The following is a 22,543-nucleotide window of genomic DNA, read 5'->3' as shown; positions in this document are numbered from 1 at the left end:
ACAAATTATTTGGCTCTATATGCTGATATTGCTGAAAGTAACCAACGTACATCATCTTTATTAATCAATAATTTAGGAAGTTTCGTCTTCAAGGTGAATTTGACATTTAGTAGAATAAAGACGAATCGCAGTAAACCCGATGATAATATGGCCATTCCCGCACCGAACAATCCGAACTTCGGAATCAGTACCGTTAGTAACGGGATGACGATTAGCAGCCCTATCCCTTGCAGAATCGTAACAATCTTGGGCTTGCCTAAAGCCATGAACGCTTGAGCCAAAACCATGGTTCCACCGGATATGGAAACTTCGAGCAGCAGCATTCGAAAAACACTGATCGCTTCCTTAAAATCAGGGCCATACAGTAGAGGCATTACGAAAGGTGCAACCAGCATAATCATCATGGAGCAAAATAAAGCGACACAAGTGCTGATCCTGTATACACGGAATGTCATCTCAACGACTTTATCCTTAGGTAAACCCGATGCTTTCGGGAACAACACCACAATAATGGACGTAGAGAAAATATTGACTACACGAGAAAGGCTTACCGCCACCGCATACAGTCCAAGCTCCGTTGGATTAAGGAGACCGATAATTACAATTTGATCGATATAATAGGAGACATTGCCCATTAAATCGTTACCGTAAGATCCAATACCATACCGGATTAATGTCTTGAAGGATTGAAATGCATCCTTTATCACGAATTTGTACTGATTAAGTAAGCGCACTGTTGTCCATATGTAAAAGGGAACCGCCGGAGCGAGATAGGCCACGGCTGACGTGTAAGGATTCATTGTTCTTGTTAGGATTAGCAGCCCTAAACCGATGAGCGTACTAAGCGGAACAAGAAAGCGCAGACGGTTGAACAGCTTATATTCGCCTCTCACCTGCATCATCGCATTATTAATCTGGGACAATACGATGAGAGGCACGAGTACCATGGACCATTGGGAAAAAAGGACCACGCTGTCTGAATACGTACGGAGCCAATAGGGTAAAACCAATATCCCCAAGCTCATTGCAAGCATGCCTGCTGTCAAACCCATGAGAACAGCGGTCGAATAAAGCTTGGCGGAATCCTTCATGTTCTTTTTCACGTTGTAAATAATGGCGGAAGGCAAACCGAAAGTGAAACTAAAGGCTAGAAACTGTGACCATAAGACCATAGCCGCTTGCTCGCCTCGGCCGGATGGTCCTAGAAAACGTGCTGTCAAAATACCTGTAAGCATATTAATCACTAAGATTAGTACACTGAAAAACATCGTTCTAATGGAAGCCGAGATATGACTCTTGCTTGAAAAGAAAGCTTTAATGAAGCCGAATAGAGGCTTTATGCGGACTATTTTCAAGTTGACTGGTTGCTGCATCCTGAATTTGCCTCCTCTCTTGAACGATCGTTTGATGCGCCATGATCCCAATTCCTACGACCATCCATAGTAGAAAGCCTTTCAAACCCGTATAACCATTTTCAAACACGAGACAAACGATACTTCCTTGCAAAGCCGAGAGCCCCAGTTTTCCGTAAGCTGTTATACCGCCTGGTTGTTTTTTTTGGGATAACAGATAACGGGTGACGAGCCATAAGGCCCATAGAAACAGCAAGCCTCCGAGAATGCCAAAGGTAAGGAAAATGGCAACGAACCCATTATCGAAAATGCCATATTCACCAAGTGCCCCTCCGTTACTTAGCTTGGTGCCGACACCAATACTGCCAAGACCTAACCCTTGCGGTTTAGCAAACAACATAGGGAAAACGGTATGAAAGAAATCTAGTCTTTCATTGTAGGAATGATCATCCTGAATAGCTGTCATTGTATCCAATCGGGCGATCAGCCCCTGTGCACCCGGCAGCTTTGGAATAATGAGATACATGGCTGCAATAACGGCTGTTAATTGAGCAATCAATTTCCATTTTTGTCTACCCGCTGATACAGCCGTATAAATAGCGATGTCAATGAAAAGCATAACCCAAGCCGAACGGACTAATGTGATGAGCAGTCCCACCGTTACCAGAATAATACCGATCCAGCCCAGCGGTCCCCGCCACCTTTTTTCCAGAATCATCGGTGCAAGCGCAGTTCCCATATACATCCCTGCTGGTCCTGGGGAATTCAACGTAGAGAACACCCGGATCTCCAAGGGTAGCGGGTGACCAATTGAGGTCATTTCCACATGGTTCATCCAGAAAGCATCCCAGGGCGGTACCATCACATATTGGATAATGCCATAAACAGCAACCAAGATGGCGGTGTTAGAAAATGCGACAATTAAGCGATCCAGCGCTTTATTATCGAAATGAGATAAGGCAGCATAAGGGATTAACAGTAATGGAATCAAATAGTTAGCTAAGTCATAGAAGGCTCCGCTCCCATTCTTAGTTACACCAATCAGACTTCCATACAGCAGCACAATACCTACATAAATGAGCAGCTTGTATATCCGAGATTCCATTTGGTGAAACTTGGCAAGGATTGGAATGATAAGCACCGCACTCGTTAACAGTGGGGCAATGCTTAATAAGGAGACAGAATGGTACGTACCTTCCATCCAATCTTGAATTCTTCGGATCTCCGGGCAAATGACCCAAACGAGAAGAATATAAGGAATCAATCGACGCGAGTCTAGCAAGGCCATCACAAAAGCGGGAAACAGCAGCATCGACAGGATCGTGATTTGGATACTAAGTTCAGGACTTAGCGTTGCACTAGAATAACCGATGAATAAAGAGACGAGCAAAGCCATTCCAACCAACAAGATTGTCATCCGACTAGCCTGCATCATGATAAAAGGGGGCTTAATCATTTTGCTTATTTCATCCACTGTTGATTCCCGTCCCCTCCCGTTTCATCTTGAATTGCTTAACAACTTCCCGCCATAGCAAGACAGCAAACATAGCATCGTGAACCAAGTAACGCTTCCATAACCTTCGCGGTTCTTGGGCAAGACGCCAGAACCATTCGAAACCTGTTTTCTGCATAATGTTCGGAGCTCTCTTCACTGTGCCCGAAATGAAATCAAACGTTGCGCCAACGCCAATAGAGATCGGGACTTTATATTGAAGATAGTTCTGGTAAATCCACTTCTCCTGTTTCGGAGCGCCAACGCCAACAAACACAATGTCAGGCTGTGTATCAATCAGCATCTGAACAATTTGCTCATTCTCCTCTTTTTTCTTCTCGAAACCATAGGAGGGTGAATAACAGCCAACGATATTCAGATTTGGAAATACGAGTTTCAGATTCTTTACCGCTTGCTCCGGAATACCGACAGCTGATCCTAAGAAAAAAAGCTTGTATTGCCTGCTTGCGAAAGCTTCACCTAACTTTGTGAACAAGTCGGATCCGGATACCTTCTGCTTGAGCGGTTTACGGAGCATCCTCGATGCCCATATGATCGGCATACCGTCCGCAACAATGGCACCTGCACCCGAATACACCTTCTGAAACTCAGCATCCTTTCTGAGCTTGATTAAATGATCGACATTACAGGTCAAAATGTAAGAATGACTTTTCTGACGTATGACCTCATCCATATAGGCAAGCAAGTCCAGAAAATCATAATTATCAAAATTAACATCGAACATAGTCACTCTACTCATCAGATCACTTCTTCTTTTTTCGAATTTGTCGTTGACAGGATATACAAGCTATTCAAATACCAGCAAAAAGGAATGATGAATTGAACAGTCGATAAGGTGTTATCCGACAAGGAATATAGAAAGAACGCCAGGATGAACGCCACGTAATAAATCTTAATTCTCTGCGGGATTACTCGATAGATCATTCCAAATAAGATTAGTAACGATAGAAACAACAGGCTGCATCCGATATAACCAGCATCGTAATAAAAACGGATGTACTCGTTATGGGGAACCACAAAACCTTCATATAAACTTCCGTCATTCGCAACGGTAACCGCACCTAGCCCTCTACCTGTCAGAGGCGAATCTTTTACCCCTTTCAAGAAGTAGCTCCATGCTTCGGTTCTACCTGACAAGTCAATACCTGTACCTGTCTGGCGTTCGAACGAACGCTTTGTCATATTGTCCCACTGCACATAGACGGCTCCACCGATCAAGGCCAAGGAACAAAGCAGCGGGATAATTAAGATTAGCTTCCCTTTGATATACTGCTTAACCATATCGAAGAAATAGTAAGCAGCCATGGCCAGCATGGCGAGGATAGGCCCTCTAGTTCCCGTAGCGATCAGAATCGCAAAGTTAGCAGCCAGTGTACAATAATAAAACCTGGCTTGCAGTGGATTGCGTTTGGTCTCTATTAAGGCAACGGTAATGCCTAGAAAAGCTAGCATCGCCAAGTGGGGTGCGATATTCGCCCCTTGTACCCGAACCGCTCCCGTGAACTCCACATTGAGAAACGAATACAGATGAGCCAATTGAAGCAGCGCCCCAGTTCCAATACTTACCAATGGCAGCAGACAAATAATCCGGATGTGCCTTTGCGCAGTCCCTTTATTCCATTTGATCATGAGAAAAAAGAAGGGAAGCGTCAGTCCGATAAATGCTTTCAAGGTGAGTGATAACGTCAGCCTTGGATGCCAATCCGAGAAGAAGATGGTAAGGAATAACATGCTGGCGATAGCTGCTATGGGATAGATGAACTTCAATCGAAGTCCGTTTTGCAGCATACAGGGAACTAACAGTATTAAAATCCCAAGTTTATAAAGAGAAATAATCTCTAATCCAGGTACATTCGCTTCGACGATGTAGTTAATCGATATGGCGGTCGATAAAAGGACTAGATAACTCATTTTCTCCGGCTGGTAGATGGCATACACGAATGAGAAAAGCACGCCCAGCCCCAAGATACTGAACAGAGGCTGATAAGCAGCCGCTACGCCCAGCAATACTGCAAGAAGTACATAGACCGCACCATAATACATCGGTTTTTTGAGCTGAATTGGAAGATCCGTCGTCATCAGTATCCTCACCCTGTTAAGCGCATTTTTCCACGTCTACTGAGCGTGTCTAGCGTGCCTCTTATGCTTTGCAATCGGCATGTAATCAGCAGTTTTCTTCCTTCGGTACGCGCGAACAAGGCATCTACGGCAATGTAGAGCACCTTGCTGGCAACCTTACCTAGAAGAACAAGCTTGCTGATATAACTCTTATGCATCGAGCCATTCGTAACACCTTGATAATAATAACGCTGTTTGATCCAATCTTTCGACAAGCGGCTATCCGGGATGAAGTGATCAACCACCATGGAAGGCTGATAAAGAATAGCCTTCCCTTCTTTCTTCATCTGTTCAAATATCCAGGATTCCTCACCAGACAATAGCAGTGTTCCCTTCCTACCTAGGTCGGTTGGGAACAAATATTTGTCATGAAAGGATTTGCGAATCGCCATATTCGCGCCAAATGGATGCCTGTTCATCGGATACTCGTGCACAGTTGCTCCCATATCAACAATCGTATAAGGCAGCTCTAGTGCTTCGATCAACCATTTCGGCCGTTCACTTTCGAAACGAGGTCGAATCACACCTCCCATCGCATAGACATCCTGCCGACTATCCAAGGTGTCTATGATGGTGCGAATCCATTCCATGCAAGGAACTGCATCATCATCGAGAAAGGCAACAATATCACCCTTAGCTTCTTGAATACCTCTATTTCGCGCAGCCGAAAGCCCTTGGGTTTGTTCAAATAGATAATGAATGTCCGTCCCCCCTGCTTGACGCTGAATAAACGATTGTGAGATCTCGCGCGTATGATCAGTGGAATTGTTATCCACAATGAGAATCTCAGCTTTGTCTATAGCCTTTAAAGCAGGTAACGAGTTCAAAGTGATTTGAAGCAAATCCGCACGATTATAGGTACAGATGACAATGGATACCCTTGGTTTTGGCTGAATAAGCACGATGGTGTTACTCCTTTCCCTTCTGTTCTCTAAAAGGCATCTTTGGAGCCAAGAAGGACCGAAACTGTTTTCAAGATGATTTTCAAATCATAAAAAATGCTTCGTTCTCTGATGTAAGTCAAATCGAGTTCAACCATTTGCCCGAAGCTTAAATTACTTCGTCCGCTTACTTGCCATAAACCCGTGCAACCAGGTGTAACGGCCAAACGCTTCTTCTCGTATGGTGTATACTCGCTAACTTCATTCGGCAAAGCCGGTCTTGGTCCGACCAAGCTCATATCACCGACGAGTACGTTCCACAATTGTGGCAACTCATCTATACTTGTTTTGCGAAGTAATCGTCCGACGCGTGTAACGCGAGGATCATTCTTCATTTTAAACATTGCGCCTTCAACTTCATTCTGACTCATTAACTGCTGCTTCAGCTCTTCCGCATTGGACACCATCGAGCGAAACTTATACATCGGAAACAGGTTTTCGTCTTTACCTACTCGATTTTGTTTGAAGAAAACGGAGCCTTTAGGATCTTCCACCTTAATCCAGATAGCAATGACGATAAATAACGGTGTCAGGAAGAGAATGCCCATGAGGGATAGCATAATATCGAGCATCCGTTTTACAAACAAATAGGAAGCAGCGCTTTTCCCTTCTTGCGGTCTAGGAGTAGCAGCCGTGTAGTAGCTCTTCTGGGAAATTTTCTGAGGTCCCAGGTACTCATAATCCTCCTGCAGTTCGCGCAAGCTCATGGTCTCCACCTCCCAGATGCTCTAGAATTGGTTCATATTGCTCCTTGATAAGGATGGCAGCCATCGCTTCAAGTACATCGGGCCGAAGATCTTTACTCTCCAAGGCGAACGCCATTGTCGTGAGAATGTAACCGAGACGTTCACCCACATCATAACGGATACCGTCAAAATGATACGCTAGCACTCGTTCTATTTGATTAAGCTTCTGAATCGCGTCTGTTAGCTGAATTTCTCCGCCAGCGCCTTTCTCCTGAAGCTCCAAAAATTCAAAGATTTTAGGGGAGAACACATATCTACCCATAATGGCAAGATTGGAAGGGGCTGTGCCTAATTTTGGTTTCTCAACCAAGTCTTTCACTTGATACAGGCGGTTATTTTGCTCACCTGGATCAATGACGCCATAACGATTGGTAAGCTCTGGCGGTACGGTTTGTACGCCAATAACTGAATTTTCTGATAATTCATATTGCTGAATGAGTTGTTTTAGGCAGGGCACCTTCCCTGTGACAATATCATCGCCCAGCAGCACAGCGAATGGTTCATTCCCAATGAACCTTCTTGCACACCAGACCGCATGCCCAAGACCTTTGGGTTCTTTTTGACGAATGTAATGAATCTCTACCTTGGATGAACGCTGAACTTCCTTGAGAAGCTCCAGCTTCCCTGTTTCCAGCAGCTTGCTTTCTAGCTCGAAAGCATTATCGAAGTGATCTTCGATTGCCCTCTTCCCTTTACCGGTAACAATAATAATATCTTCGATTCCGGATTCGATGGCTTCTTCCACGATGTATTGAATAGTCGGTTTGTTGATGATTGGGAGCATCTCTTTGGGCATCGCTTTCGTAGCAGGCAGGAATCTCGTTCCTAATCCCGCAGCCGGAATAATTGCTTTTTTCACCTTTTTCATCTCTCTCATCCTCCTATCGATTATGGAAAGTCTAGCCTTCAATTATTCAATTATTGGTTGAAAACAATGCCAAGCATTCTGGCTCCAGACTGCTCTAACTGTGTTCTTGCTTGCTTAGCCCAATCTCGCTTTGTCTTGCCATTTTTGGCAACTAGCATCACGCCATCACAATACTCAGAAAGTAAACAAGCATCTGTATAGTCAAGTGTTGATGGCGAATCGATGAGAATGACTTCATATCGCTGCCTGAGCCCGTTCATCAAGGCATTCATTTGGGCGGAGCCTAACAGCTCGGATGGATTCAGCGGTTGACCACCGCTAGCGATCAGATCAAGCCCGATAATTCCTGTCGGTGTAATGACTTCTTGGGCGGTTATCCCCTTATTTAAAAAGTGGATCAGGCCTTTCGAATTCTTGGCACCAAACATCTCATGCAGGGCTGGTTGCCGTAAATTACAATCAAGGATCACGACAGACTTGCCTTCCTGAGCATAGGTAATAGCCAGATTAGCAAGGGTCGTCGTCTTGCCTTCTTGCGCCTTGGGAGATGCAACCATGAGCACCATTCCTTGACCTGCTGGTACAACCTTTTTATAGCGTACCGCTGTCCGCAAGGAACGATAAGCTTCGGAGACCGACGAAATCGGATCCAGTTCAGCCACAAGAACATTACTTAGCTGCGACATATGCCTTTTCCCCTACCTCTCTGCTTCGTGCACGCGAAGGTTTAGATGCTTTACCCTTTTTAATCGTTCCGATGGAAGAAAGTACCGGCAGTCCAACGATATGCTCGGCTTCTTTTTCAGAACGAATGGTATCATTCATATTTTCAAAGAAGAAGAAAACACCAATGGCTGCCATCGCTGATAAAATGAAGCTCAAAGCAAGATTGATGACTACGCTGGAATTGACTGGTAATGGCTTCACAGCAGCATCAGAACTAGAAAGAATCTTGACATTATTCATATTCATCAAGCTTGGTACTTCACTAATGAACGTATCAGCAAGTGTCTTGGTAATCACAACCGCTTTTTCATAGCTATGATCCTCAAGCTCAATTTTGATAATTTGTGTTTTATCCGTGGAGCTCACTTTCAGATTCTTCACCAGCTGCTTCTGGGTCATTCCGAATTCGGGGTGACTCTGCAACATCAATTGAATGATATGATCTGACTTCATGATTTCCTTGTAGCTCTCAATTAAATTCAAGTTCATCGACACATCGTTAAGATCTATCGCCTCTTCACTCTTGAACGTGCTGCTAACCAGCACTTGTGTGTTCGCCTTGTAAACAGGCTCGACGAATGTCTTGCTGACATAGAACGTTGTCAGACACGAGAGAAGAACGAACAGCGCAATCATCCACAGCTTTTTGCGAATGAGTACAAAGTAATCCAAGATCGATTTCTCCATGGTACCCTCCCGAAAAAAAATAGTTAAAAAATCGATGAAAACAGTCTTGCTTTTCCCAATAAATTGAGCTATGATATTTGCAATGAAAGCGTTTTATTAGCCTGTACCCCCACTATCGAACCGACATTCAATCACTCCTTTAGCCAGAGCATTCAACAATCTCTTTTCGACAGAGTTAGCTAGCTAGTAGCCTAGGTGAAGCACTCTACGATCAAAAGGAATGAAGAATGCCGCTTTTTGTCAGTTAGTTGGTTATACACAAATACTATATGAATTCCCAGAATTATGATATTACCCGATATTATAATTTTTCGGGTCTATTTCGTGTATCCACCAATGGCTATATGTAATAAAGCAATGGTATACTTTCGGACCATGAATGCTTAAATGGCTTACTGAAAACTGCTGACTAGTCCCTTGGATTGCGCTAACAAAGCCGCTTGCGTACGATCGTTGACACATAGTTTGTTTAGAATTTGGCTAACGTGCTTCTTGACTGTGAACTCGGTGACCATCAGTTTCTTGGCCATTCCTTGATTGGACAAACCCTCTCCAAGACCAATTAACACTTCCCGCTCCTTCGGCGTAAGCTTACTGAAGCTGTCTTCTTCCTCTTTCTTGAACAACATTTCCATTAAACCTGGATCGTAATACTTTTTACCTTTGAAAATCAATTTAATTGCAAGCAGCAATTCTTCTGGCAGTGCTTCTTTGAGTACATAACCATCCGCACCCACAGCCTCTGCCCTTCTTACATCCTGCTCCGAGGTCGATGACGTCAGAATGATACTTCGGCATGGCGAATCTTTAATCATCTCAACCACTTCGAGTCCAGAACGATTCCCCAGCTTAAGATCCACGATAGCCAGATCCGGTTTCGTTTCCTTGATTAACTCCAACGCGTGCTCCACCGTTTCCGATTCGCCAGAAATTTCGATGTTAGCTTCAAGCTTTAGCACAGCTGACAACCCTTTTCGCACCAACGGATGATCATCTACGATAACAACTTTCACAGTACCACCTGCTTTCGTTAGAATGGGAATAGCCTTCATGACCTTGTTTAGCCCATCATTTGAAGTTCATTTAGTTCCTTTTTATCCTGATGCCCGGATGGGAGGGTCACTTGAATATGTGTACCTTTTCCTTTCGTGCTCTGAATGTTAATCGTTCCGCCAAAAGAATGAACAAGCAGCTCCATGTTGTTTACGCCAAGCCCGGATACCTTAGGATCAGACAGACGTTCTGTTACACTGAATCCACTTCCGTTATCTAAGACCGACAGCTTCACCTCATCTGACTTCATACTGAGATCTACCTTAATGTGACTGCTTCGGCCATGACGAATGGCGTTTCCAGTTGCTTCCGATATGATTCTGAACAAAGCCTTTTGATAATTGACCTGTAGACCATGATCATCTCCAGTCACATTTAAGGTTACTTTCACAGCGTGCAGCTTGGACAAACTGTCTAGATGAGATTTGACGGTAGTGATCCAAAAAGCACCGCCATTTTTCCTAGAGCTAAGACTATAAATGGTTGAACGAAGCTCTTGAGAAGCTGCGACAGATGACTCTTGGATGATTTGGAGCTGCTCCTTGATCTGATCTGTTGAAATGTCTTTCCATTTGCGACTGAGTGAATGGACGGCATACACAATTCCGAAAATGTACTGCGAAACGCTGTCGTGCATCTCATCGGCAATCCGATTCTGCTCCTCGATAATCATCAGCTGGTTCTCGATACGCTCGAGCTGGTGCCTCTCCAAAATGACGGCGCAAAGCTCAGAAAGAAAATACAACTGTTTGACGAACCAATGTCTACCTTCCTCATAGCTGGAGCGCTCAATCTTCACCCCCATCACTCCCCAGAATCGAGTCGATGACTTGATAGGAATCACGAGAAAATCACCATGCTCAGGAAGACTCATCACCATACAACTATCTAGCTGTCTGAGTTCGGCCGCATGCATTTCAATAGCTGCAGACAGGGAAGCTTCTACACCAACTGGCGTGATACCCTGGGTAATAAGGGGATCGTGTCCGCCATTCCCATTGACATCCCAGAAGAAGGACATCTTGAGTTTGGTCAGTTTTAGAGCAAACTCAGCAAAAATGATTTTCAAATTCTCTGATTCGCTATGCGTGGCTGCTTCCACGATTTGATACAGCGACTTCATATGCTCCATCGTCTCCGTGGTTCGAGCGTTCGCAATCTCAAGCCTACTTTTGACACCAGCTAATAGTTGAATGGAGAGCGTCATGAACAATAACATCAGGTAAAATCGATTTTCATTAAGCAAAATAGTGGCTAGCGTTTGCGTTTGGTCATTGGCAAAAAAGTAGGAAAATGCGGTGACGAATAAGAAGTAACTCAGCATCATAAACCAGCAATAAACCGAGGAAAGATAGCTGGCAGCCATCCAGGCGGGATTGAATACGCACCACAGAAACGGACTGTCCATACCGCCGCTTAGAAGATGCAGGATCATCATCCCGGTCATTTCCAAGCCTACGGTTATTTTAATTGTGCGAGAGGCTTGGCCACTTTGGGTATACATATCCGTAATCCACTTGGCAAAGATGAATAGCACCAGTATGATGCCAATTTTGATAACTAATGGGGGGCCACGATCCTCGATGGCATACACTAACGAAGTCCCTGCGAGCGAAATATACCGGTACAAGTAAAAGACTTTACTTTCACCAGAGAACAGCTTTCTCATTTGTGTAATCATCCTTTAACCGATATTTGTATTTGGTTCCTTAAACAATACCCAAGTTTACCTTTATCATAACAGTTAAATTTTTACAGTCAAAAGGCCTGTATATGACTATATACTTCGTATTAATTGTAGTTTTGTGTCTCATTAAATGGAAAATAGCAATTTTCAGGAGTAAAGGTCTAGATGTTTTGATTACATAGACCTAACCATTTGACGAATAAAAAACTGAAAAGGATTTCATTGCTATAAAAAAATTCATCCTTTTGTACCATGAATTTCCTGCGGAATTTTCATTTATTAACGCTTTTTAGGTCGTTTTGGGTCCTTTTCGGACCTCTCAGAGCACTTCCCCCCCCCGCTTCGACACTGAGCGGTCTATTTTCGACCATTCAGGTCGCGAGCTGGCTTTTGTTCGCGTCACTTGCTGCTGACCTCTCAGAGCACTTTCTCCCCCGCTTCGACCTTGAGCGGTCTATTTTCGACCACTCAACCTGACCATATAAAAAAAGAACCCGCAAAATTGCGAGTTCTTGTCATTTCTGATGATGTTCTGATGATGTTCTGATAATCCTCTGAAGATTCTCCATCATTTACTGATATTTCCGAATAAACGCAATCGCGTTCGCAATGTCTACCTCAGGCTTCTCCCCAACTTCACGCTCAATGGTCAAATAGCCCGTATAACCAATGTCACGAAGCGCCTGAAAGTATCGCTCGAAATCGACATGACCTTCACCTAGAGCAAGCTCTCGATAGTAAGGTCCTGATGTCGCTGCCTCGGCGATAAGCTCGTGACTCATCGGTTGATAACCGAGTGAACCGTAGACTTCACGAGGGTCTGCCTGGCGCAGCCGGATACCGTCCTTCACATGCGTGTGGACAATATAATCCTTCAACGTGATAACCCCTTGAACAGGATCATCGCCAGTCACCATCACCATATTCGCCGGATCAAAGTTAACCGAAACGCCTTTGGTGGACAACGCATCTAGAAAGCTTTTCAAATGAGCGGCTATTTCCGGACCAGTTTCCACGGCAAAATAAGCACCTAAGCTGCTTGCATACACGCCTAATTCCTCACACGCATGCAGCATCGTTTCATAGATAGGGCCATTGGCCTGCTCAGGCACGACACCGATGTGAGTGGTTACGACCTTTGTTCCCAGCTCAACCGCAAGGTCGAGAATACGCTTTGATTTTTCAATTTTGTCTGCATTCACCGACTGATCTTGGAAGCCATGACCGCCTAAATCCCCACACAAAGCAGAGATGCTAAGCCCCAATGACTCGATGTAAGCTTTTAATTCCTTACGCGCTTGAGGTGATAAGTTCGCTGGGTCCATCTCACCTGAAACTGCATATATTTGTACTCCGTCTGCACCGAGCTCTTTGGCTTTCTTCAAACCATCGCGCAAGCCTAGACGCAGACTGTCAACCATAATGCCAATCGGATTCCCCATATGTCATCAACACACCTTTCGTATCGCTGAATTATATTGCCTATTCCACATCTTCCCATAACCTTCTAATATTTTGCAATCCAATCATCGTACCCATTTTGCATTCCTCCATACCTTCGAATTCCAAGGAAATGAATCCGTCATAGCCGGAGCTTTTAATAACGCGCAATACTTCTTTCATATCAATATCACCATTACCCACAATAGCGCCGCGCAAATGATTGCCTTGCAGGGTCTGAAACCAACCCTTGCCTGGATTTTGATATGAAGGACGAAGGTAAAAATCTTTCACATGGACCATCGAAGCGAAAGGCAGATTATTTTTCACCGCAGCAACAGGATCTTCATCTACACACATGAAATTGCCTACATCTAACGTTGTGCGGAAATTGGCACGGTCTACGGCTTGAATTAACGTTTGAACGCGGTCACTATGCTGCACAAAGTATCCGTGATTCTCAACGCTCGTTATGATGCCATATTGCGAAGCATAGTCAGCAATTTGCCGACAGGCCTCCGCCATACGTTCAAGTTCTTTGTTAAAGTTCGCAATAGAACGATCCTCACTTTGTGCGACATCATGGCGCATTCTTTGTACACCAAGCCTTGCAGCAATATCGACTTCCCCTTTGACCCGTTTAATTTCCTGTTCATAGGCCTCTTGAGAATCAGTTAGAAAGTTTGCTCCAATCGCATAATTAGATATTTCGATGCCGCGTGACTGCGCCTTAACTCGAATCTCATCTGCAAGCTCCAAATTACCAGTTAATTCATAGCCAAGGGGCACAATCTCAACATGTTCGCCACCCTGATCGACAATCCAGTCAATAACACCAATAATGTCCATTTCTCCAGACTTCAGAGCTTGAAATAAACTATACGTACTAACGCCAACTTTCATATCCGTTCCTCCCTATCTATCCCTAGTTGCTATAATCTGATTTCCTGGCCTTTGGCAGCTGATTCATAAATACCACAAAGGATTTTCATCATAGTAAGTCCATCTTCAACAGGACTAATCGGTGAATTCCCAGTTCGACAACAGCTTAGAAAATGACTGATCTCCTGATTAAAAGCTTCTGTTATGTTAATAGATTTGCTATCTGTCTGCGGCGTTACATTTAAAATGGTATCCAGCATTTCCGTGACGAGAACAAGCTCCGGCTCCAATTCCACTCCGCCCTTATCTCCGTACAGCTTGACCGCGATTTCATCCTTTTTGGCATGAAGGGTAAAGCTAACATCAACCATGAGGGAAGCCCCATTTTCAAACCGAATTAAGGCATTGGCCATATCTTCAACGGTATTCAAATCCACATTATAATCGGCTGCTTTGTAAAAGGAAAGATTGCGTACATTTGCCCGATTCCCGAGCTTGTTATACGTATGACCACTGACCGAAACAGGTTTAGGTCTCCCCATTAAATACCAGCATAAGTCAATCACATGTACACCAATATCAATTAAAGGTCCTCCGCCAGATCGTTCCGAGTCAGCAAACCAGCCCCCTGGATTACCTAATCGACGAAGACACGAAGCTTTGGCATAGTACAATTCTCCCAAATCGCCATTATCGATAAAGCGCTTAACGAGCTGTGCATTGGTATCATATCTGCGTACAAAACCGACCTGCAGAATTTTCCCTGTTTCACGAACGGCGTCTTGAATGCGCTCAGCCTCTTCCACGGTTTTGCAAAGTGGTTTCTCTACAAGAACATGCTTGCCAGCACGCAAAGCTGCAATGCTAATCTCAGCATGTGTATTATTCCATGTACAAATACTTACAGCTTCCACCTCTGGATTGGCCAGAAGCTCCCGATAATCTGTGTAAATATGCTCAACATTATACTTGGCGGCTTTATCCTCCGCTCTTTGACGATTCAAATCACATACGGCAACCAATTCTGCGTCTGCTTGCTTAACATAGGACTCAAAGTGCATATCAGATATCGAGCCTGCTCCGATTACACCAATTTTCAATTTGTTTATGCTCATTTCAAATACTTGCCTCCTTCGTGTCATATGCAATCAGGATAGCATGATTTTTGCTGAGGTAGAATGCATAGGATGAGCATATCCATGGATTATATGGTCAAAAAAAGGCTTTCATTTTGAAGGAGTCCTTTGCTCTTTGAGCATAAAGCAAATATTAACTAGCCCAACGATGAAGAAGCTAAACCAAGGTAGAGCGCACCAACCGAGCATGCTCCCCAAGTCATACAAATAACCCCCGCCCACATTGCCAATCATAGCGCCGATGGATAAAGCAAAACTATTAAAACCAAAGCTGTTATACTGACATATTGAAAATGAAAACCCATTAAAAACGCCAAATATTGGCCCCACCACAAATCCCAAATTCCTTGTACGATGCGATGTGTCAATTTTAACAAGATACAAGATACAACAAGGTTTGTATATGGACTTTCTTTATGTAGGCTTGGGTATATTATGGCTGTTTAATCAACTAGTTCGTGTGAACGCTCCTCATGTAAAACAAAAAAAGATCAACGTCATCAGCATGCACACTGGACGTTGACCTCGCATCTACTTTCTAACAACCACCTGTTTGGGTAATAAGGCATACTCGGCTGGCTTGTTGATATAGTAACCTTGTACTCCCCAACAATTCATTTCCTTTAACATCCTATATTGTTCATACGTCTCGATGCCCTCTGCGATTACTTGCAGTTTCAGTGCATTGGCCATGGCTAAAATGGCTGAAATTAGAGACACATTCATTTCGCAAATGAAAGACCTGTCAATCTTCAACTTATCTATAGGAAGTAAGGTTAACATGCTTAACGAGGAATAGCCGGTTCCGAAATCATCTAAAGCAATGGTAAATCCTTCAGCACGCAATCTACGCAACGTTTGTTGGACATCTTCCATCGAGTGAATCGTCGTGCTTTCCGTTATTTCTAATTCCATTACACGTGGGTCCACATGCTCATCTTCCAATATTTGAAGCATTTGATCAACGAAAAGTTGTTCATTTAATTGAATCCTCGAAATGTTGACGGAAATTTTAAATAGTGGACCATATTCTGCTTTTAAAAGATGCCAATCCTTACAAGCTTGCCGGATGACCCAGTATCCAATCGGAATTATCAATCCCGTTTCCTCGGCAACCGGAATAAAGTCATTGGGTTGGATCATTCCCATGTTGGCAGAGTTCCATCTAAGTAGAGCCTCGGCTCCAATGACTTCCTCCCGAACCGGATTATAAATAAGCTGATAATGCAAATGCAATTCTTCTTTCTCAACCGCTACTGAGAGTGCAAGCTCATGAATGAAATTCTCAACATGGTCGTATTTAGATGAAGCTTCGAAGATATGAAATCTTTTTCTTCCCGCCCCTTTGGCTTTATACAAGGCAATATCCGCTTGTTTTAAAAGCGTTTGAATGGTTTCACTATTCACACTTTGAGCCACACCAATACTTACGCTTAACTTCATTGGATGATCATTTACCGTAAAGGGAGCCACAAAAAGTTGACTAATTTGGTCGGCAGTTTCCTCAGCTTGTCCAAGTGCACCCATTGCTACGACGACAAATTCATCTCCACCTAATCGTACAAGTATATAATCCGCACCAAATTTCTCAACAAGACGATTTGCGACCTCTACGAGTACGGTATCACCTACATCATGTCCGAAAATATCATTAATGTTTTTGAAATAGTCCAGATCAAGTAAATAAATGATCGATGGATTGTGCACATGCTCAAGCAAGAATCTTCGATTATAAAGCTTACTAAGATCGTCATGATAGGCATAATGATAAAGCAAATTTTCGTGTTTTTTACGCTCGGTAATATCTCGAGTAACGGTGACGATGAACTCCATGTCACCGCTTTCATTGAAAATAGGCGTAAGTATACTTTCTCCGCTTAACATACCATTGGGTAGAACAACGCCATCCTCATACTTAATGGTTCGTCGTTCGGTAACCACTCTCGTATATTTCTTATGTAAATAGTTCGCCATCTGGCTTGTGTTTATATCAAAAAACGATAGACCGACAGCATCCATTGTAATTCCACTGAATTTTGTAGCGGCATGATTTACATAAAAGTATTTGATATCCGATCCATCAACACTCATGATGTAAATCGAGTCTTCCATATTATCCATCATGCTTAGGAGTGTCTTAACATCAAGTAATTTATTCGCAGGATTTATCATATAAACGACTCCTCTATACTCACAACAACCCTATAACTGTCTCTAAGTTGACTGGATATAGCATTCGACAGAAAACTTCATTTTCCTTCTTTTTCCTTCCATCCTTTCTTTTAAAGCATGCCTTTCTCTATTTGGGGATATCAGTCCAAAAGGCTTCTTAAACTGTTTTCCGATTCACTTTTCTCAAAAATTGCAAGGTCCGCTCATTCGTTGAAGCGTCAAAAATATCGGTTGGCGTTCCTCTCTCCACAATCGCGCCTCGATCCATAAAGACAACTTGGTCCGCCACTTCTTTGGCGAAGCCCATTTCATGAGTCACAATGACCATCGTCATTCCTTCAAAAGCTAGATCCTTCATCACCTTTAGCACTTCGCCTACCAATTCCGGGTCAAGCGCAGACGTTGGTTCATCGAATAATAGTACCTCTGGGTTCATCGCCATTGCTCGGGCAATTCCTACCCGTTGTTGTTGTCCACCAGACAGTTGATGTGGATAATGATCGGCACGATCACTAAGTCCGACCTTATCTAAGATGGATAAAGCCTTATCCTTCGCGGTTTTCGAGGATTGTTTAAGGACAATAACAGGGCCTTCCATAATATTTTGCAAAACGGTTAAATGGGGAAATAAGTTATAGTTCTGGAACACCATACCGGTTTGTTTACGGATGGACCGGATGTCAGTCTTATTCAATTTGACTTCACCTGAAAATGTCATTGTCGCTTTGGCTATCGAGAGGGTCCCCTGATCTGGAAAGTCCAATAATTTCAGACATCTTAATAGGGTCGTTTTGCCGGAACCGGAAGGTCCGATAACGACGGTCGTGCTCCCTTTTTCAACATCCAAATCAATATCGTTCAAGACGTGGAGGTCATGAAAATGTTTATGTATCCCTTCCATTCGAATCATGCTGGGCCCCCTTACTTGGCAATGTTTCGTTCATAATGGATCTCAAGCTTGGATTGGAAATAGGAAAGAACGGTACTGAAAACTAAATAAACGAAGGCCACCTCGATATAAAGCCATAATGGCTCATAAGTAACAGCTGCAATCTGCTGCCCTTTCTGAAACATTTCCGTGACCGTAATCGTGGCCGCCAATGAAGTGTCTTTGATTAAACTTATGAAGGAATTTCCTAATGGAGGAATAGCGACTCGCACGGCCTGGGGTAAAATAATGCGCCTCATCGCCTGCCATTTCGTCATATTGATCGAATAAGCTGCCTCACTTTGGCCTTTTGGAATCGACAATATCGCGGCGCGAATGATTTCGGAGCTGTACGCTCCTTTATTTAACGTAAACCCGATAATGGCTGTCGGAAAAGGATCCAGCGTTATTCCCAAACTCGGAAAACCATAAAATAGAATAAACAACTGGACAAGTAATGGCGTGCCGCGGAAAACCCAAACATAAAATCTCGCTATCGCCCGGAGCATGGCAAAGTCCGATAAGCGAGCAAGCGCCGTGATGAATGCCAAGCTAAGTCCTAGTGCAAATGTGATTAAAGTAAGCGGAACTGTGTATGTAAGCCCCGCCTTTATAATAGGAAAGAAGGAATCGGACAGGATCCCTATGATTCGATCAAGACGTTCATTTGTCATTAGGCTAGGTCCTTACTTCGTTACGTCGGCATTGAACCATTTTTGCGAAATTTGAACCAATGTACCGTCCGATTTCATGTCTGCTATCGCTTTATTTACTTTGCTAACTAAATCCGTACTTCCCTTGCGGAACAAAAAGGCGTTGCTCGTCGCTGACGGCTCCTCATAAACCGTTTTGATCGGGAGTTCAGGACGCTGCTTTTTCAAATCCAAAAAGGACAAACTATCGTTAAGCGTCGCATCGATCCTGCCCGAAGTCAGTAGATCAATCGCTTGATTAAAACCCTCCACAGCGGTAATTGCGGCTCCGTGCTCTTCTGCAATTTTCCGGTAATTACTATCGAGGGATTGTCCAACCTTCTTGCCTTTAAGGTCATCCAACGTCTTGATATTCGTATTATTGGCATGCACCACAAGAACAGCGCGGGAAACAATATAAGGCGTCGACATGTCGTACTTTTCCAAACGATCCGGGCGAACAGCCACTTCGTTGGCCACCATGTCATACCGCTTCGCATCGAGTCCCGCAATCATGCCATCCCACTTGGTTTCAACAAACCGCGGCGTCATGCCAATCCGTTTACATACCTCTTCTGCCGTCTCGACATCAAACCCGGTCAGCTTGCCAGCCTTATCATGAAAAGTGAAAGGTGCATACGTACCTTCTGTGCCAATCGTAATTTCGGCCTTACTCGGCGAGGATGCTGACGGTGTTGCGTTTGGTTTAGTCGAACTACAGCCTATCGAAGTCAGGATTACTACAGTAACTGCAGTTGTTGCAAGAAATTTTTTCATTTTAATAACCCCCTGTGAAATAACCCTTTTTGAGTTAAAGGTATTATTCCCCATGTGAAGGAATTTTAAGAAAAAAAATGTAGTGTGAGAAAATATGCGCCAGAGATAAGTGCAAGACGAAGGTGACGAAAGAGACGAACGAATCAGTAGAGTCTGAAGGCCGGAAATCGGCTTCTCAGTCCCAACCCGCCAAACCTTCCCAACTTGAAAGCACGTGCTGTGCTACTCTATAGCATCGCACACGAGCATGACCTTCTCCAGCAGGTTCAAGGAGTGATTTCTGATACATTCCTTTAAGAGTTTCTTGTGCTTTTCTTTGTCGGAACTGAAATTGTTTTTGAACATCAGCAGGTTTGATTGCTCTTCCTAATGCATGGGCAAAACGAATGATTTCTTTTTCAATATAATTAAGCTCTATTACGTGGTTAAATACATCTCCAAAGTGTCTGCCAATGCATTGCTGGATTAATTGCTCACACATGCGAGGTCGGTTTTTTACATCATCATAAGAGAAACGAAAAATTTTCCAACCATCTAAAATAAGGTGGTTTTGTCGGATTAATTGGTCTGAGAATTGGGAACGACTGATATCAGTGAAATGAGGACCAAAGCCATCAATTTCAATAGCTAGTCTGAGTGAGTGGCGAAGAAAGGCGAAATCCAAAAAGCGCGTACCGTCGCGAAAATCTTTGATCTCATATTCCGGATGCAAGTCTTGAAAATGTCCAAATGCGTTCCACCAAATCTACTTCTCCGCATGTCCATGACCCTCTTTAAGTCGCTTTAAACGCTCCCCGTCCCTCATCGAATTGTTTAGCTAAAAAGGCTTCATGTGCTCTTTCAAATTCATTCATAAATGTATAGCCCACCTCCAGAAAATAAATAAACCGCTCCTCCGAACAGCTGATGCTGATCTAGAAAAGCGGCGTGTGCTTCACAACCGTTTGATATTATTTTTATTCAATGATAGCATATCATACAAAATTTAACAATTAAACTATAGGGGCTATTTCACGTTCAGCTAAAAGCGCGTTTTCCGCGCTTATTCAGCACGAACGCGCGGGATGGACTGCTGAGAAGTCGATTTTCGACTTCTCAGACTCTGGCGGTGAGCTTCGGCTCGCGGAGCTCTCGCTGTAAGCGCGGTATCCGCGCCTATTTGTTCTGGGGCGCCTGAATAAGCGCATTTTCCGCGCTTATTCTGAACGGACGGCGCGGGATGGACTGCTGAGAAGTCGATTTTCGACTTCTCAGGTTCTACCGGTGAGCTTCGGCTCGCGGAGCTCTCGCTGTAAGCGCGGTATCCGCTCCTATTTATTCTGGGGCTCCTGATTAAGCGCGTTTTCCGCGCTTATTCTGAACGAACGACGCGGGTTGGTCTGCTGAGTAGTCGATTTTCGACTTCTCAGACTCTGGCGGTGAGCTTCGGCTCGCGGAGCTCTCGCTGTAAGCGCGGTATCCGCGCCTAATTGTTCTGGGGCGCCTGATTAAGCGCGTTTTCCGCGCTTATTCTGCACGGACGGCGCGGGACGGGCTGCTGAGTAGTCGATTTTCGACTTCTCAGACTCTGGCGGTGAGCTTCGGCTCGCGGAGCTCTCGCTGTAAGCGCGGTATCCGCGCCTAATTGTTCTGGGGCGCCTGAATAAGCGCGTTTTCCGCGCTTATTCTGCACGGACGGCGCGGGATGGACTGCTGAGAAGTCGATTTTCGACTTCTCAGGCTCTACCGGCGAGCTTCGGCTCGCGGAACTCTCGCTGTAGGCGCGGTTTCTGCGCCTATTTGTTTGGGGGCGCACGATTAAGCGCGGCTTCCGCGCCTATTTGTTCGGATCCGCATCGATTAAGCGCGTTTTCCGAGCTTATTCTGCACTGACGCGTGGGACTGATTGCTGAGAAGTCGATTTCCGGCGGTATTTATGCTAGAAGGATGAAAGAGACCTACCGCCAAAGGCAGTTCTCTTTTATTTACCTACATAAAATGATAGCTGGATGCGTCCTTACCTTTTAAATTATAGCGTTGGTAGTGTTGGTAATGCGCTTTATATAGATTCCCATTCTTACTAGGCGTGTATGTCAAATACAACTGTTTGCGGCTTACGTCGGACAAATTGGCCCCACTTTGATGAGGTGTAAACGAATGGAAGATGATCACATCACCTGGATTTGTTTCTACGATAACACCTTTTGTAGGATCAATCTCAGCAATTTCTTCCGCATTCATGTTGCGCAGCTCACTTGGCGTGGAACGCAATCTTTCGTGATAGCCTGGGAACAATTCCAACCCGCCATTTGCCGTTGTCGCCCCATCAATTGCCACCATCACCGAGATCAGACCTTCAATCGGGAAGCCTTGCCACCAAGAAGCATCCTGATGCATCGAGTAGCCATTCCCGCCTGGGAGCTTAAAGATGAGTTTATCCTTGAAAAGAAGCGGTTCGTCCAAATAAATATCACGCAGTGGTGATAAAATGCGCTCATCCTTCACTAAATCAGCAAATACCGCGGAAATGTCATGAACGGGGTCCAGACGTTCGATCGCAACTCGGCCATCCGCATAGACCTTGTGACCTGCACGAATGTTAAACTTATCGGTATAATCGCCTAATGTAAGCAATTGATCGCATTCCGTTTGGATGACTTTCGCTTCATGTTCTGTAAATACGCCCCGCAGTACCAAGTACCCCTGCTCGTTATACGTTTGAAGCTGCTCTTCTGTTAAAATACTCAAAGATTTCTTTCTCATTGAAATCTCCACCTCTCATTTGTTTTTTTGCCTCTCACATTGTGTGATCGACTTTCTTATAACCTTATATTACAGCCATGCAT

Annotated in this window: 20 protein-coding genes; all 20 read right to left on the bottom strand. The window is 44.2% G+C overall.

The genetic code is table 11. From position 1 onward, the window contains the following. Nucleotides 1–5 precede the first annotated feature (5 nt). Nucleotides 6–1,373 carry a lipopolysaccharide biosynthesis protein gene (locus QFZ77_RS17375; RefSeq protein ID WP_307441364.1) on the bottom strand — a complete coding sequence of 456 codons (1,368 nt, stop codon included), beginning with the start codon at nucleotides 1,371–1,373 and terminating at the stop codon, nucleotides 6–8. Beyond that, a complete protein-coding gene (locus QFZ77_RS17370; protein WP_307441362.1) occupies nucleotides 1,315–2,826 on the bottom strand; it encodes an O-antigen ligase family protein in 1,512 nt (503 codons plus the stop codon). The genes QFZ77_RS17375 and QFZ77_RS17370 overlap by 59 nt, the downstream gene beginning before the upstream one ends. Then, a complete protein-coding gene (locus QFZ77_RS17365; protein WP_307441360.1) occupies nucleotides 2,819–3,604 on the bottom strand; it encodes a WecB/TagA/CpsF family glycosyltransferase in 786 nt (261 codons plus the stop codon). Before QFZ77_RS17365 ends, QFZ77_RS17370 begins: the two co-directional genes overlap by 8 nt. Continuing rightward, nucleotides 3,604–4,944, bottom strand: coding sequence for an O-antigen ligase family protein (locus tag QFZ77_RS17360; protein WP_307441359.1), 1,341 nt, complete (start codon nucleotides 4,942–4,944; stop codon nucleotides 3,604–3,606). Before QFZ77_RS17360 ends, QFZ77_RS17365 begins: the two co-directional genes overlap by 1 nt. Before the next feature lie 8 nt (nucleotides 4,945–4,952). Then, nucleotides 4,953–5,885, bottom strand: a complete 933-nt coding sequence (locus QFZ77_RS17355; protein WP_307441357.1) for a glycosyltransferase — start codon at nucleotides 5,883–5,885, stop codon at nucleotides 4,953–4,955. A gap of 29 nt (nucleotides 5,886–5,914) precedes the next feature. Then, complete coding sequence (locus QFZ77_RS17350; RefSeq protein WP_307441356.1) at nucleotides 5,915–6,631, bottom strand: sugar transferase; 717 nt, start codon at nucleotides 6,629–6,631, stop codon at nucleotides 5,915–5,917. Continuing rightward, nucleotides 6,600–7,538, bottom strand: coding sequence for a UTP--glucose-1-phosphate uridylyltransferase GalU (galU, locus tag QFZ77_RS17345; RefSeq protein ID WP_307441355.1), 939 nt, complete (start codon nucleotides 7,536–7,538; stop codon nucleotides 6,600–6,602). The genes QFZ77_RS17350 and galU overlap by 32 nt, the downstream gene beginning before the upstream one ends. Nucleotides 7,539–7,588: 50 nt before the next feature. Further along, entirely contained in the window at nucleotides 7,589–8,224 is a 636-nt protein-coding gene (locus tag QFZ77_RS17340) for a CpsD/CapB family tyrosine-protein kinase (protein WP_307441354.1), read from the bottom strand. After that, entirely contained in the window at nucleotides 8,208–8,951 is a 744-nt protein-coding gene (locus QFZ77_RS17335) for a YveK family protein (protein ID WP_307441353.1), read from the bottom strand. The genes QFZ77_RS17340 and QFZ77_RS17335 overlap by 17 nt, the downstream gene beginning before the upstream one ends. A gap of 392 nt (nucleotides 8,952–9,343) precedes the next feature. After that, on the bottom strand, nucleotides 9,344–10,003 hold the full coding sequence (locus tag QFZ77_RS17330) for a response regulator (protein ID WP_307441352.1): 660 nt from the start codon (nucleotides 10,001–10,003) through the stop codon (nucleotides 9,344–9,346). A gap of 8 nt (nucleotides 10,004–10,011) precedes the next feature. After that, a complete protein-coding gene (locus QFZ77_RS17325) occupies nucleotides 10,012–11,673 on the bottom strand; it encodes a sensor histidine kinase (RefSeq protein ID WP_307441350.1) in 1,662 nt (553 codons plus the stop codon). 590 nt (nucleotides 11,674–12,263) lie between these two features. Then, entirely contained in the window at nucleotides 12,264–13,133 is an 870-nt protein-coding gene (locus QFZ77_RS17320) for a sugar phosphate isomerase/epimerase family protein (protein ID WP_307441347.1), read from the bottom strand. A gap of 40 nt (nucleotides 13,134–13,173) precedes the next feature. Continuing rightward, nucleotides 13,174–14,034, bottom strand: coding sequence for a sugar phosphate isomerase/epimerase family protein (locus QFZ77_RS17315; RefSeq protein WP_307441345.1), 861 nt, complete (start codon nucleotides 14,032–14,034; stop codon nucleotides 13,174–13,176). A 29-nt stretch (nucleotides 14,035–14,063) separates the two neighbouring features. After that, entirely contained in the window at nucleotides 14,064–15,128 is a 1,065-nt protein-coding gene (locus QFZ77_RS17310; RefSeq protein WP_373462615.1) for a Gfo/Idh/MocA family protein, read from the bottom strand. A gap of 552 nt (nucleotides 15,129–15,680) precedes the next feature. Beyond that, nucleotides 15,681–17,321, bottom strand: coding sequence for a putative bifunctional diguanylate cyclase/phosphodiesterase (locus QFZ77_RS17305; RefSeq protein ID WP_307441343.1), 1,641 nt, complete (start codon nucleotides 17,319–17,321; stop codon nucleotides 15,681–15,683). 157 nt (nucleotides 17,322–17,478) lie between these two features. Next, nucleotides 17,479–18,231: an amino acid ABC transporter ATP-binding protein gene (locus QFZ77_RS17300; protein ID WP_307441341.1), complete on the bottom strand. Its 753-nt coding sequence runs from the start codon at nucleotides 18,229–18,231 to the stop codon at nucleotides 17,479–17,481. Between the two features lie 11 nt (nucleotides 18,232–18,242). Then, nucleotides 18,243–18,923: an amino acid ABC transporter permease gene (locus tag QFZ77_RS17295; protein ID WP_307441339.1), complete on the bottom strand. Its 681-nt coding sequence runs from the start codon at nucleotides 18,921–18,923 to the stop codon at nucleotides 18,243–18,245. A gap of 12 nt (nucleotides 18,924–18,935) precedes the next feature. Further along, nucleotides 18,936–19,718: an amino acid ABC transporter substrate-binding protein gene (locus tag QFZ77_RS17290; RefSeq protein WP_307441337.1), complete on the bottom strand. Its 783-nt coding sequence runs from the start codon at nucleotides 19,716–19,718 to the stop codon at nucleotides 18,936–18,938. 175 nt (nucleotides 19,719–19,893) lie between these two features. Then, nucleotides 19,894–20,430, bottom strand: coding sequence for a PDDEXK family nuclease (locus tag QFZ77_RS17285; protein WP_307441336.1), 537 nt, complete (start codon nucleotides 20,428–20,430; stop codon nucleotides 19,894–19,896). 1,256 nt (nucleotides 20,431–21,686) lie between these two features. After that, nucleotides 21,687–22,460: a phytanoyl-CoA dioxygenase family protein gene (locus tag QFZ77_RS17280; protein ID WP_307441335.1), complete on the bottom strand. Its 774-nt coding sequence runs from the start codon at nucleotides 22,458–22,460 to the stop codon at nucleotides 21,687–21,689. Nucleotides 22,461–22,543 lie beyond the last annotated feature (83 nt).

Origin of the sequence: Paenibacillus sp. V4I3 (assembly GCF_030817215.1) — a bacterium.
Lineage (GTDB): Bacteria > Bacillota > Bacilli > Paenibacillales > NBRC-103111 > Paenibacillus_E.
Note: the sequence above shows the minus strand (reverse complement) of the source record. Positions and strands in the feature narration are given on the sequence as shown.